The sequence below is a fragment of the Herpetosiphon gulosus genome (genome assembly GCF_039545135.1).
In the GTDB taxonomy this organism is placed as follows: Bacteria; Chloroflexota; Chloroflexia; order Chloroflexales; family Herpetosiphonaceae; genus Herpetosiphon; species Herpetosiphon gulosus.
The window spans coordinates 14,298-27,951 of sequence record NZ_BAABRU010000007.1 but is presented as its reverse complement, the minus strand read 5'-3'; the positions used below and the strand labels follow the sequence as shown (position 1 = coordinate 27,951).

Annotated in this window: 13 protein-coding genes; 10 read left to right on the top strand and 3 right to left on the bottom strand. The window is 49.4% G+C overall.

Translation table 11 applies throughout. The features are described 5' to 3' along the window. Positions 1–22: 22 nt before the first annotated feature. Both ABEB26_RS10575 and ABEB26_RS10570 read left to right on the top strand, forming a co-directional pair. Positions 23–1,660: a pyridoxal-phosphate dependent enzyme gene (locus ABEB26_RS10575; protein WP_345721965.1), complete on the top strand. Its 1,638-nt coding sequence runs from the start codon at positions 23–25 to the stop codon at positions 1,658–1,660. Then, entirely contained in the window at positions 1,657–2,037 is a 381-nt protein-coding gene (locus ABEB26_RS10570) for a response regulator (protein ID WP_345721964.1), read from the top strand. Before ABEB26_RS10575 ends, ABEB26_RS10570 begins: the two co-directional genes overlap by 4 nt. Before the next feature lie 88 nt (positions 2,038–2,125). On the opposite strand, the gene ABEB26_RS10565 is transcribed toward ABEB26_RS10570, so the two are convergent. Next, the gene (locus ABEB26_RS10565; RefSeq protein ID WP_345721962.1) at positions 2,126–2,518 is read right to left on the bottom strand and encodes a response regulator; all 393 of its coding nucleotides are present in this window, start codon (positions 2,516–2,518) and stop codon (positions 2,126–2,128) included. A 504-nt stretch (positions 2,519–3,022) separates the two neighbouring features. Here ABEB26_RS10565 and ABEB26_RS10560 point away from each other — a divergent pair. The 8 genes from ABEB26_RS10560 (at position 3,023) to ABEB26_RS10525 (ending at position 11,544) form a co-directional block, all read left to right on the top strand. Beyond that, entirely contained in the window at positions 3,023–4,012 is a 990-nt protein-coding gene (locus tag ABEB26_RS10560; protein ID WP_012188775.1) for a sugar phosphate nucleotidyltransferase, read from the top strand. A 23-nt stretch (positions 4,013–4,035) separates the two neighbouring features. Next, on the top strand, positions 4,036–5,100 hold the full coding sequence (locus ABEB26_RS10555; protein ID WP_345721960.1) for an AAA family ATPase: 1,065 nt from the start codon (positions 4,036–4,038) through the stop codon (positions 5,098–5,100). Between the two features lie 15 nt (positions 5,101–5,115). Next, a complete protein-coding gene (locus ABEB26_RS10550) occupies positions 5,116–5,355 on the top strand; it encodes a hypothetical protein (RefSeq protein ID WP_345721959.1) in 240 nt (79 codons plus the stop codon). Between the two features lie 104 nt (positions 5,356–5,459). Further along, complete coding sequence (locus ABEB26_RS10545) at positions 5,460–7,226, top strand: peptide ABC transporter substrate-binding protein (RefSeq protein WP_345721958.1); 1,767 nt, start codon at positions 5,460–5,462, stop codon at positions 7,224–7,226. A gap of 151 nt (positions 7,227–7,377) precedes the next feature. After that, on the top strand, positions 7,378–8,385 hold the full coding sequence (locus tag ABEB26_RS10540) for an ABC transporter permease (RefSeq protein ID WP_345721957.1): 1,008 nt from the start codon (positions 7,378–7,380) through the stop codon (positions 8,383–8,385). A gap of 13 nt (positions 8,386–8,398) precedes the next feature. Continuing rightward, positions 8,399–9,397, top strand: coding sequence for an ABC transporter permease (locus ABEB26_RS10535; RefSeq protein ID WP_345721956.1), 999 nt, complete (start codon positions 8,399–8,401; stop codon positions 9,395–9,397). 36 nt (positions 9,398–9,433) lie between these two features. Further along, positions 9,434–10,507: an ABC transporter ATP-binding protein gene (locus ABEB26_RS10530; RefSeq protein ID WP_345721955.1), complete on the top strand. Its 1,074-nt coding sequence runs from the start codon at positions 9,434–9,436 to the stop codon at positions 10,505–10,507. A 17-nt stretch (positions 10,508–10,524) separates the two neighbouring features. Beyond that, on the top strand, positions 10,525–11,544 hold the full coding sequence (locus ABEB26_RS10525) for an ABC transporter ATP-binding protein (RefSeq protein WP_345721954.1): 1,020 nt from the start codon (positions 10,525–10,527) through the stop codon (positions 11,542–11,544). 126 nt (positions 11,545–11,670) lie between these two features. On the opposite strand, the gene ABEB26_RS10520 is transcribed toward ABEB26_RS10525, so the two are convergent. Together ABEB26_RS10520 and ABEB26_RS10515 are read right to left on the bottom strand one after the other, a co-directional pair. Next, positions 11,671–12,906, bottom strand: a complete 1,236-nt coding sequence (locus tag ABEB26_RS10520) for a patatin-like phospholipase family protein (RefSeq protein WP_345721953.1) — start codon at positions 12,904–12,906, stop codon at positions 11,671–11,673. Between the two features lie 62 nt (positions 12,907–12,968). Beyond that, entirely contained in the window at positions 12,969–13,475 is a 507-nt protein-coding gene (locus tag ABEB26_RS10515) for a polyhydroxyalkanoate synthesis regulator DNA-binding domain-containing protein (RefSeq protein ID WP_012188698.1), read from the bottom strand. Positions 13,476–13,654: the final 179 nt, after the last annotated feature.

Here is a 13,654-nt window from a genome sequence, read left to right as displayed (position 1 = left end):
ATAAGCGCGTGGTAAGGGCGTTATGACAGATTTAGTTTGCCAAAACTGTGGCCATATTCAGCCATACACCTTTCGTAGCTCGAATAGCTGTGCCCAATGTGCTAATGATTGGCTTGAGACGCATTACGATTATGCCGGCTTTTGCGATTTGGTGCGCAATCAACAATTGAGCGGCCAGACCTTATGGCGCTATAGTAGCGTTTTGCCTGTGCCACCGCCCGTCGCACCAACCCATGTTGGTGGAACGCCCTTGTTGCATGCCCAACGCTTTGGTGGTTTGTTGGGCTTGCCCCGCTTGTATATTAAAGATGAGCGCTATAGCCCAACCAATTCGTTTAAAGATCGCCAAGCCGCCTTGGCCGTGGCAGCCTTGGTTTCGAATGATATTCGCGAGTGCGTGATTGCCTCGACTGGTAATGCGGCGGTAGCGTATGCCTCGGCTTGTGCCGCAGTTGGGATCAAACTGTGGGTCTTTATGACCAGCGTGGTACCAGAAGCAAAATTGCGTGAAGCGGCCTTGTTTGGGGCTGAGGTGATCAAAGTTAGTGGCAATTATGATCAAACCAAGCAGATTGCCGCTGATTTTGCCCAAAACCGCAACATTATCTACGATCGTGGAGCTAACAGCATTCCGGCGCGGGAAGCTATGAAAACGATTAGCTACGAAATTTGCGAGCAGCTCGGCTGGCAAGCGCCCGATTGGTATATTCAGGCAGTTAGCGGTGGCTTGGGGCCATTAGGCGTGTATCATGGCTTTGCCGAATTGCATGCCATGGGTTTGACCCAGCGCGTACCCCAAACTGCAATTATCCAAGCTGAAGGCTGCTCTCCGATGGTCCAGGCATTTCAGGCTGGCAAATCGGTGGCCGAAAAAGTTGTGCCAAATACCCGAATTGCGATTCTCTCAACGGGCGATCCTGGTAAGATCTATACCCGGCTTTGGCAACGCATCCAAACATCGGGCGGCACAATGGAAGCCGTCACTGATGAAGAGGCCTTCAGTGCAATGCGCTTATTGGCGCGAACTGAAGGCATTTCAGTTGAGCCAGCGACGGCTGTGGCCTTTGCGGGTCTGCAAAAAATGGTTGCTCAAGGCCAAGTTAACCCTGAAGAATTAATTGTGGTAAATTGTACTGGGCACACCTTCCCTGTCGATAAACATGTGCTAAACGATCAATGGCATATTGATGTACATGTCAGTGATACCCAGCAATCAGCGCCCCAAGAAGGGCTTCAGGCGGCGCTGGAACAATTGAATGAAAAAGCGACAACGGTGCTGTTGATCGATGATAATCCTGATGATGCTCAATTGGTGCAGCGCATTTTAGAGCGGCGTAAAGCCTACCGCGTCTATCGGGCAACCGATGGAGCCGATGGGGTGCAACAAGCAATTCAACGCTTGCCCGATGCGATTGTGATGGATTTAATGATGCCAAATATGGATGGGTTTCAGGTGATGAGCACCTTACGCCAACACCCCAAAACCCGCGATATTCCGATTATTGTGGTGAGCGCCAAGGATATTACGCCCGCCGAGCGCCATCATTTAGCAACCCATACCCGTGCTGTGTATCAAAAAGGCTCACTTTCACCAGTTGCCTTTGTCGAACAGGTTGTGAGTGTCATTGAACACAAAGAGCGTGATAGTGAGGACCAATGAGTACAACCGTTGTCTTATATATCGAAGATAACCCTGATAATATGCTGTTGGTGGAGCGCCTGTTGATTGCCCGTGGTTGTCAAATGCTCAAGGCAATCAATGGCTCAACTGGGATCGAACTAGCTTTGGCGCATAATCCGCAAATTATTTTGTTGGATATTAACTTGCCTGATATTGATGGTTACGAGGTAGCCCGTCGCTTGCGTGATACTCCGCAAACAGCCACAATTCCAATTGTAGCGGTGACGGCCAACGCGCTTAAGGGCGATGCTGAAAAGGCGATTGCCGCTGGCTGTGATGGCTATGTTTCCAAGCCGATTAATTTGCGCGATCTTTGGAATGCCATGTTGCAGTTTATCGAAGCACCCTCGACCTAAATTGATAATCAACCAAAGACACGAAATAGCGCTAGTTGAAGCAATTCAACTAGCGCTATTTATTTAAGCTTGATTACTGCTTGAAAGCTTAACCATACCATGGCTTGGATTGATTGGACCCAGCCAGCCAAAGCTTAACCTTCTCCATTAATGACATAACGTCGAAAGGCTTGCTGACATAATCAGTCCAATCGGGGGTCATCAATTGCTTGACTTCGCCAGGGCTGCAACTAGCGGTTAATGCCACAATTGGAATATGTGCCAAGCGAGGGTCGGATTTAACGGTGCGACAGACTGCCCAGCCATCCATACGTGGCAAGTTCAAATCAAGCAATATAAGGTCTGGTCGGCTTTTTTGAATCGCTTCCAGCGCCTCAACCCCATCACGAGCCATCTCGGTTGTATAACCAGACCGTTGGAGCATTATTCCTAAAAGCTGACGGTTGTCAGGCATATCATCAACAACTAAGATGGTTGGCATATGGGTATCTCCTAAATTTGGGCCTTCTCGTTACTCGTATCCAAACGTACTATAGCGATACAACCTTACTAGCCAATTTACAGGCAGGACTCTTGGTCGATTGTAAGTTTAGTTAGGCTGGTGGTCGTGATTAATAAGTGATCGGCTTTAATTAGTTAAAGTATATGCAAGTTCGGGCATAAGCGCCATGGTTCCTTAGTCCGTAGCCGTCGTTTAAGCAATGGGCTAGTTGGGGCAGATACGATCTCACTCCATAGGGTGAAATTGGCCTTAGGCTCGGCTTAACATGCAGCTTGTATGCTAGACTAGAGTCGATTGGGATATTTGCCAATCATCAGGCTGCCTGATATACTCAATGCGTCCTCAGTGTACCGTGGGTTTGCAATCCACGCTGAAAAAACTGCGTGCATGCATTCCAAAATAAGAGCTAAATTCTGCAAATCAATGAAAGGGAGTACGGTTTGGTGGCGCGTTTAACGTGATCACACCACCGTAAAATGCAGTATGAATGTAATTATTCCTACCGCCGGTCTTGGAACCCGCCTGCGTCCACATACCCATACCCGTCCAAAGCCGTTGGTTCCGGTTGCAGGCAAAGCCGTGATTGGCCACCTGCTTGATAAGCTCAAGGTGCTACCACTCGACGACGTGGTGTTTATTACCGGGTATTTGGGTACACAAATTGAGGAATATGTTCGCAAGAACTATAACTTCAAGAGCCATTTTGTTGAACAAACCGAGCTGAAAGGCCAAGCTCATGCCATTGCTTTGGCCCGCGAGATGGTTTCTGGCCCAACCTTGATTTTATTTGTCGATACGATTTTTGAAGCTAACCTGAATGTTTTGAACCAAACTGATGCCGATGGTGTGATCTATGTAAGCGAAGTTGAAGATCCCTCGCGCTTCGGGGTGGCATTGCTCGAAGATGGGATTATTACCAAGCTGGTGGAAAAACCAAGTACGCCAGTTTCCAACTTGGCCTTAATCGGCGCATACTATGTGCGTGAAGTCAAAGAATTGTTCGCAGCGATCGATGTGCTGATCGAGCAGAACATTCAAACCAAAGGCGAGTTTTATTTGGCCGATGCCCTCCAACTCATGATTAGCAATGGCACGCGATTTAGTGCCGAAACTGCAACCATGTGGGAAGATTGTGGCACCGCCCCCGCCTTGTTACGTACCAATCGTTATTTATTGCAACACGAAACAGGCAACGTCGAACAACGTGATGGTGCGATCATCGTTCCGCCAGTCTTTATCGGCGAGAATGTTGAGATTCGCAACTCAATTATTGGGCCATACGTCTCAGTTGCTGACCATAGCGTGATTGTCGATTCGATTGTGCGTGATTCGATTATCAATCAAGGAGCCAGCATTCAATCATCAACCTTGGAAGGCTCACTTATCGGTGAAGGAGCGCATATCAAAGGCGAATTCCAACACCTTAACGTCGGTGATTCATCAGTTATTACATTTGGTAGCACGATTCAGTAATGCATGATCAAGCAGGGAACAGGATGTCCCCACCAACCAGTTTGCAGCGTGGCACTGGCTTTCACCATCTGATCGCCGATGAATATCGGTTGATTGCTCAGGTGTTGACCTACTGCCACGCCGCTGGTTATGCCATCCCGCCCTTGCTAGTGATTGATTATGTAATTGCGCTCAAAACCAGCCCATTTGTTTTGTTGTTTGGGCCAACTGGGCAGGGTAAAACTGAATTGGCACGGCTGTTTGCCCAGGCGTTAATCCATCCCTTTGATGATCAATATACCTATGTGAACTTAGGGAGTAGCCTGCAAGCACCCGAAATCCAAGATCGTTTTGGTTGGATGAAATTTGTCGAGACCTTGGAGAACGCCGCTGCTCCGGCCAATGCTGGTCGTTTGTTCTTCTTATGTCTCGATAATTTGCGACCCCATGATGTATATACCTACTTTGCCAATGTGAGCCGTGATGCTGATGGAATTACGCGCTTGGTGATGCGGGGTTATCCACCTGATAAATGGCCCGCCTTGCCCAGTAATGTCATTATCACGGGAACGCTTGATGCTGAACATCCGGTTGATAGTGATCAAAGCGCCCTTTTAGCCCAAATTAACTGTGTTTATATGCAGCCCCAATGGTTGCAAAGCAATATTCGCACAGTTAAACGTCAACAACGCATGGCTCCGGTTGGCATGCAACGCTTGTTGCTTGAGCAACAGTATCGCAGTGATGAGGCTGCCACTGAGCGTTTACACGCCTTGCTTGGCCCACATCTTGACGATATTTTGCAACCGCCCAGTGAGTTGATGGCAATTTTGTGGCAAAGTAACTTAACCTACACCCAGACTTGGCGTAGTACCATGTTGCGGGCTGTGGCAAATAGCTTTACCATAGAAGGGCACGGACTTTTTATTCCATATGATGTGCTTAACAACGCCCAGTTTGCCTATTCATTTGTCATGGCACGCCAATTGTTGTTAAGGCTTTGGGGGCAACCGCAGCATAGCGCCGCAATTGAGGCCTTGTTGCATCGCCAACTTGCCCAACTACCAAGCACGACCTTGGTAGGTTTAACCGACTCTTTGCTCTATTAGGGTAGGAAGCTGCTTATGCCAGTTCACAACGATCTTGAAGATACTACCGTGGACATGCTGTTTCGTGATGCATTGAAGCAAGAACTAACACATTCAGCACCAAAAGTGAGCTTACCCCAACGGATTAAATCTGCGCCAAGTTATGAGCCGCGCCTGCGTGGTGGCGGCCCTGGTGGCCAGCCCTGCTCAAGTTTTTATTTGCTATTTTATGTGATGAATTCATCACGCGCATCATGGAGCATTATGCCAGCCTAGGCTTTGCTCGATCAACCAGGCGTTTGAAAGGGGGTGATGGGTGACACTGCAAGTTCTCAGATCGTGTTAGTTTTCGGACTCTTTGAATTAAGGAGATAGCCTTCATGCTCAAACGTCGTTTGACCCGCTTATTGGCCTTAATGGTATTGACAGTACCAACCTTGGCCGCTTGTGGCGCTGGGGATGCAACTCCAACGACTGCACCTGCCGCTGCTACCGCAACGACTGCACCTGCTACTGGTGCTGAAGCAACTGCCACGACCGCTCCTGTGGCTGAAGCAACTGCCACGACCGAAGCGACCGCTGAGCCAGCCGCTACCGATGGAAATGTCTTACGGGTTCACCAAGTTGCCTATCCAGATGTCTTTGACCCACAGAAAAGTTCGTACAGCGCCGAAATTGTGTTGCTGTCGCAAAACTACGAAGGCCTAACTCGCCTCAATGACAAACTGGAAACCGTACCTGGTGCTGCTGAAAAATGGGAATCAAACGCTGAAGGTACCGTGTTTACCTTCACCTTGCGCCCTGACCTCAAATACAGCGACGGTTCAGCTCTGACCTCAAAGAACTTTGCCTATGCGATCGAACGCACCTGTGACCCAGTAACCGCTGGCGAATATCAATCAATTTTGTTTGATATCACTGGCTGTGCCGATTTCGCTAGCGCAGTTGTAACCGATACTGCTCAATACGATGCAGCTAAGGCTGCTTTGGGCGTGAGCACTCCCGACGATAAAACCATCGTCATCTCAACCGTCCAAGCTGCTCCTTACTTGCCAACCATCGCTGGCTTGTGGGTGATGTATCCAGCTAAAGCCGAGTTGATCGAAAAAGGTGGCGAAAACTGGTGGAAAGATGCCAGCTTGCAAGTTGGTAACGGCCCATTCCAATTCAGCCGGATTGCTGAAGACCAACAAATTGACTTTGTGCGTAACGAAAACTACTGGAACAAAGCCAAACTTGATGGCATCAGCATGATCTACATCGACGATTCATCGGTTGCTTTGGAAGCTTATCGCCAAGGTCAACTTGATATCTTCGCTCCAGATCCAAGCCAAATTCCAGCCGTCCAAAGCGATGCTGATCTTGGTCCATTGTACATTTCATATCCAGGTGCAAACACCACTGGTTTGCAGTTCAACACGACCAAGGAACCATTCAATGATCCTAAGGTACGTGAAGCATTTGCCTATGCGATCGATCGCGCAACCTTCTGCGAAGTTATCCGCAACGGCGACTGTTTGCCAACCTTGACCTGGATTCCTCAAGGGATTCCTGGTTATGATGCAACCGAAGATCGCTTTGCCTTCGACCCTGAAAAGGCGAAAGCGGCTTTGGCTGAATCAACCTATGGCTCAGCCGATAAGTTGCCTGAAATCACCATGGCCTACAGCAGCAACGACACTGCCAACCAAGCTCGCCACGAGTTCTTGGCCAACACCTTCCGCGAAGTCTTGGGTGTTGAAGTTAAGTTGCAACCATTGCCAAGCAAAGATTTGAGCGCTGCCAAGAAAGATAACGCAACCTATCCTCAAATTTCATTGGGTGGCTGGATTCAAGACTATCCAGATGCTCAAAACTGGTTGAGTGTGTTCTGGAATAGCAAAGCAACCTTTGCTCAACGCCAAGGTTACGGCAACCCTGCGGTTGACGAGTTCTTGACCAAGGCCGACACCAGCACCGACGACGCAACTCGCTTGGAAGCCTATGGCGCTGCCCAAAAGTTGATTGTTGGTGATTTGCCAACCGCTATGATGTACAACCGGGTCAACAAATATGTGATCAACCCACGGGTGAGCGGCTTCTCACAAACCGCCGCTGACGATCAATTCCCTGGCCAATGGACATCATACAGCATCGAAATCAAGTAATTGATTTAACTTCTGGGGAGTAGCGCGGACCTGCGCTGCTCCCCGCCAACCTAGCTCCCACTCATTAATTCTTTGCAAGCACCCTGTTAAATTGCAATCAAGGCTCGCGAGGCAACACCCCGGCACGCTCTCGCGCCAATGGAGGCATGGCATGATTGGCTTTATAATTCGTCGCGTCTTGGCGATGATTCCGGTGTTGTTTCTTGTGGCACTCATTACTTTTTTTATGATGAAACAGGCCAAAGGCGGGCCATTTGATCAAGAAAAGGAAGTTGCCCCGTCAACGATTGCCCTGCTGAATCGTAAATTTGGCTTAGATAAACCCGCTTGGCTCAACTCGGCAGAATTTAATAATCGCTTGAGTGCCGAGGGTAACCCCTTTTCGGCGCTGCGGGGCTTGCTCGACAGCCAATTTGGCAACTATATGATCAATGCAGTCCAAGGCGATCTAGGCCCAACCTATGCTTCGAAAGGCACCGAGACAGTTCAAGATAAAATTAAAGAAACGTTTCCGATTTCGCTGCGCCTTGGCATGATTTCGCTGGCTTTTGCCCTACTGGTGGGCTTTCCCCTCGGTATTTTGGGAGCTTTGCGGCAAAATACGATTTTTGATTACTTTAGCCTAATCATCTCAACAATTGGCTTTTCGGTGCCGACCTTTGTAACTGGTTTGCTGTTGCTGCTGGTTATGAGCAAGGTATTTGGGGTGGCTCCGATTAAAGATCCTTCAGTTTGGGAAGGCTTCAGTAGCTCGTATATTCCACCAGCAATCATTTTGGGCTTGGGCACGATGGCCTATATTACGCGTTTGACCCGCAGTAGTGTGCTCGAAGTCAAGCGCCAAGATTATATTCGCACGGCCCGTGCCAAAGGTCTCGGTGATCGGGTGGTGATTTTGCGCCATATCTTGCGCAATAGCTTGATTCCAGTGATTACGATTCTTGGGCCAGCAGTGGCAGGCTTGGTAACTGGCTCGTTTATTATTGAATCAGTGTTCCGAGTGCCCGGGATTGGCAGTGAATTTATTGGAGCAATTGGCAGCCGCGATTACTCGATGATTATGGGTTCAACCCTGTTTTTCTCATTGCTGGTAGCCTTGGGCAATATTATGGTTGATCTTTCGTATGGCTTGATTGATCCACGGATTCGTAACAGCTAGGAGACCCGAACGTATGGCAACCGCATCGAATGTGGCAGGCAAAAACCCTGCCCAAGCCCAAGAATTTACGCGGCCTGTTCGGAGTCTGTGGAGCGATGCTTGGCTGCGTTTGCGGCGCAATCGTTTAGCAATGGCAAGTATCGTTTATTTGTTTTTGCTGGCATTGGTAGCAATTTTCGCACCAGTCATTGCCCCGCATGCGCCTAGCCGCCCAACTTCAACCGAATTACGCGAACGTGGCACCTATCGTCAAGCTGCTTGGATTGTTGATGAGAAAAATCCTAAACGCAGCGGGGTTTGGAAATTTCCGCTCGGCACTGATTCTGCTGGCGGCGATGTGCTTAGTCGCTTGATCTATGGTACGCGGGTTTCGATGGTTGTGGGCTTTATTCCCATGATCTTTACCCTGACAATTGGGATCACGATTGGCTTGATTTCAGGTTTTGCTGGCGGCAAACTCGATAGTTTGCTGATGCGCTTTACTGATATCATTTTTTCGCTGCCTGATATCTTGTTCTTTATTATTGTGCAAACTGCTTTCAATCAAACTGCCTTTGGTAAAACCTTCAATGGTTTATTATTGATTTTCTTATCATTCTCGGCGGTGAACTGGGCCAGTGTTTCGCGCTTGGTGCGTGGTCAAGTGCTCTCGTTGAAAGAAAAAGAGTTTGTTGAAGCGGCAGAAGCGGTTGGGGTTCGACGTGGCTCAATTTTATTCCGCCATATTTTGCCCAACACGCTTGCGCCAATTATTGTGGCAGGGGCGTTTATTGTGCCAAGCGCGATTGTCACCGAAGCAACCTTGAGCTTTTTGGGCATTGGTATCCAGCCTGATACCAACCCCAATAATCCATTCCCAACCAGCTGGGGCCAGATGATTTTGGAAGGTAAGTCAGCGATTGATTCGCAACCATGGATTCTGATCGCGTCGGCGATTGCAATTGCTTCAATTACGATTGCCTTTGTGGCTTTGGGCGATGGTTTACGTGATGCGCTTGATCCCCGTCAATAGATCAAGGCAAATTGCTCGACATCATGAGGAGCATATATGGCTGAAGCACCTTTGCTTGAGGTCAAAAACCTACAAGTTCAATTTAAAACCGCCGATGGCGTGGTCAATGCTGTCAATAATGTCTCGTTCTCGGTCAATCGCGGCGAAACCTTAGGCATCGTCGGCGAATCTGGCTCAGGCAAAAGCGTTACATCACTTTCGATTATGCGCTTGATTCCCTCGCCCCCAGGCAAAATTGCTGGTGGCCAGATTTTATTCGATGGCGATAATCTGATCGATTTTAGCGAGTCGGAGATGCGTAAAATCCGTGGTAATCGGATTTCGATGATCTTCCAAGACCCCATGACTTCGCTCAATCCGGTACTACGGATTGGTCGGCAGATGACTGAATCGCTGCAATTGCACATGGGTATGACTGCTAAACAGGCCCGAAACCGCGCCATTGACTTGCTCTCAATGGTTGGGATTCCGGCTCCTGACAAACGCCTTGATGATTTTCCGCATCAATTTTCTGGTGGGATGCGCCAACGGGTGATGATCGCTATGGGTCTAGCTTGTAACCCTGAGCTATTGATTGCCGACGAGCCAACGACAGCACTCGATGTAACTATTCAAGCCCAAATTTTAGAATTGCTTAACCGTCTCAAGAACGAGACAGGCACAGCGATTATTTTTATTACCCACGACCTTGGGGTGGTGGCGGGCATGACCGACCGGGTGATTGTGATGTATGCTGGGCGGGTGGTCGAACAGGCTTCAACCAACGAGCTGTTCCACAATCCGCGTATGCCCTACACCATCGGCTTGCTCGATTCGATTCCACGGCTTGATGGAATCCAAACCCGCCTCACGCCAATTCCAGGGTTGCCACCGGATTTGCTGGAGAAAACCGAGCGCTGCCCATTTGCGCCACGCTGTGATTTTGTGCAAGAGCAATGTTGGAGTGAAACGCCAAGTTTGCGCCAAGTTGCGCCTGAACATACCGCAGCCTGTTTATTTGAGATTGATCGTGAACAGCGCCAAGCGATGGCCGCAAAGAAAATTGCCGAAGAACAAGCCGCCTTGGATGCTGCGCTTGAAGATGTTTTAGCCCACGAACAAGCATCGTAGAACCAGAGGAAGGCCAAATGGCAGTACAAAATGATACTCTGCTCGATATCAACGGCTTAAAAATGCACTTCCCGGTCAAATCCAACGGTTTATTACGCCGCACGATCGGGGCAGTTAAAGCAGTTGATGGCTTGAGCTTTTCAGTCAAACGTGGTGAAACCCTCGGCTTGGTCGGTGAATCAGGCTGTGGTAAATCAACAACTGGGCGGGCAATTTTGCAGTTGCATCGCCCCACCGCTGGTACGGTAAGTTTTGATGGCACGGACTTGACCAAACTCAAAGGCGAGGCCATGCGCCAAATGCGCCGTAAAGTCCAGATTATTTTCCAAGACCCCTATGCCTCGCTCAACCCACGCATGACCGTTGGCGATATTGTTGGTGAGCCGATTCGAGTACACGGCCTACGCACCGGTAAAGATGTCCGCACGCGGGTCGAGGAATTGCTGCGGGTGGTCGGTCTCAATCCTTACTTTATCAACCGTTACCCGCATGAATTTTCAGGTGGCCAACGCCAACGGATTGGGATTGCCCGCGCTTTGGCGGTCGAACCAGATTTTATCGTCTGCGATGAGCCAGTTTCGGCGCTTGACGTGTCAATTCAAGCCCAAATTATCAATCTGCTGCAAGATTTGCAGGGTCAGTTTGGTTTGACCTATCTGTTTATCGCCCATAACCTGAGCGTGGTCAAGCACATCAGCGATCGGGTAGCGGTGATGTATTTGGGCAAAATGGTTGAGTTGGCTCCCTCGAAAGATTTATATGCCAACCCGATGCACCCATACACCCAAGCCTTGCTCTCGGCTGTACCAATTCCCGATCCTGAGGTCGAGAAGCAACGCCAGCGGATTATTTTGCAGGGCGATGTGCCCAGCCCGCTTAATCCACCCACAGGTTGTCACTTCCATACCCGCTGCCCAATTGTGATCGACAAGTGCAAAGCCGAAGATCCACCCTTCCACGATTATGGTGGCGGCCATTTTGTGGCTTGCTGGCGGGCAACTGAATCTCAAGAGCAAATGAATTTGAAGTTGCAATAACGGGGGCAGGGGTCAGGAGCCTATATTCCCTCATTCCCAAATCTGCTCCCGCCACAGCGGGAGCAGATCGTTTGTTTGGATGATCCCCCTCTCCGGCAGCGTGAGAGAGAGGTGAGGACACATTTACTATTCTAAATTGCCGAGGCGGGCATCAAGGTCGTCGAGGGTGTGGGCTAGGTTGACAGTACGCCAGCTTTTCTGCGGGTGAGTCAGACGCTTGCCATTGGGATCGTTCTCTAATAACGAGTGTAAAGTATCGGCATCGTCACTCGCAAAGAGATGATGTAATTCTTTTGCGACCCGTTGGCGGCTGATGTGTACGCCATGTTTAGCCAAAATTGCCTTGTAATCTTGATATTTATCGGCTAAACGAATTGTGGCTGATTCGTAGCCATGGCGAGCGAGCAACATACGCTCATCGTAATGCAGCACATGTTCGGCAAATACAATCGCATCATCGGCGCGTGGCTCGATCAAAATAATATCAACATCAGGGTGCTGCTGGCGCAATTTTTTGATGTGATAGTGCAAGCCAGCCTGAATAAAGGTGCGAAATACCTGGTTACCAATCGCCTGAATGCCAGCATCGGCGATCCGGCTACCAAGCTGATGCTTGCGGTTATCGAAGGCTACCAATGGATTGACACAGACAATCAGTTTTGCTCCGCGATCAATTGCTACATCGAGGCTGGCAGTACCGCGCACGCCACCATCAATATAATCAACCCCATTGATCCGAACAGGCTCATAGACAATTGGCATAGCGCTAGAAGCTGCAACCGCCGCCGAAATTGGAACATTGCGCAGGCTGCCTTCGCCAAACACCGCCCGTTCGCCACTATCAAGCTCAGTTGCCACAATATAAAGCTCACGTTGTAACTCGGCAAAGTGGTTGCTACCCCGCTCAGTCAAGAAATGGCGCAGATAGCGCTCTAAGCTGTTGGTTGAATAAATGCCGTTGGGCAAGCCTTCGAGCAACTTCCAAGCCCAGTCGAGGGGGGCAAAATCTTGTGGCCGACGCAAGGTTTCGATCGCCCGTTGCGCTAGCAGGCGCGGCAAACGGCGACCACGCTTGATCAAGCCGCGCAAATTGAGCGCTAGAATTTGGTCGCGTTGCAGCCGCTTGGCATCGGGCAAGGCTCCTTCGAGAATGCGTAGCAACTCGCGGGTAGTAATGCCATTCGCCAAGCACGAGCTAATCAGGCTGCCAGCACTTGTGCCAACATACATATCAAAATCGTTGATGCTTAGGGTTGTGAGGAGATCATCAATGGCACGGAGAGCGCCAATTTCGTAAACGGCACCAGAGATGCCACCACCAGCGAGGACAAGAGCGCGTTTGGATGGGGTTGATTTCTTCATTGATCGTGGCCTCATTGCCATGGGCGATAAATCAGCAAACGAAATGGTGAAACGAAGATTGATTATTTATCGTGCAACAGTTGCTCAACTAAATTGGCTAGTTGCTCAACTTGGCTTTTCAAGCGTTCAACATCGGAGCGATCAGGTAGGTTTTCGGCGTGGGCATGGCCCGAATCTTTCAGCAATAATTGGCCCATATGTTGACAGACATCTTCGCTAATTTTGCCTTCATCGAGCAAATGTTCGAGGCGTAAGCGAATTTCGGCATCAACAATTTGGCTCCCGCCCAGCGACTGAAACAGATTCCGGCGCATCTGCGAGAGCGTCTCGCCGCTGGTTTGAATCAGATCAGACAAAATCGGAATTGGCAGCGAGCCTGAGCGGCGACCTTTGCTATTGAGCAAAATTTGCGATAAGGTTTGCACGGTCAGATCTTCGCCAGTCACATTATCGACGACCCGAACATCACTGCCTGCCCGAATCAACTTGGCAATGCCATGCAACGTAATATATTGTTTGGCATTGGTATGATAAAGCTTCCGATTGCCGTATTTCTTAATTAATTCCACAACGCCTCCTACGATCTGAATTGTGCTGCGGGAAACTCATTATAGCACGGTCGTTGCGGGTTGCTGTGCAGTGCGTCATATATTAATAGTGTACCCCTAAATTGGCTTAAAAAGCCGCTAAAACCACTTGGATCGTGGCCTTTCTCATACTACAATACAGCATAGACCTTAGGCTTGAA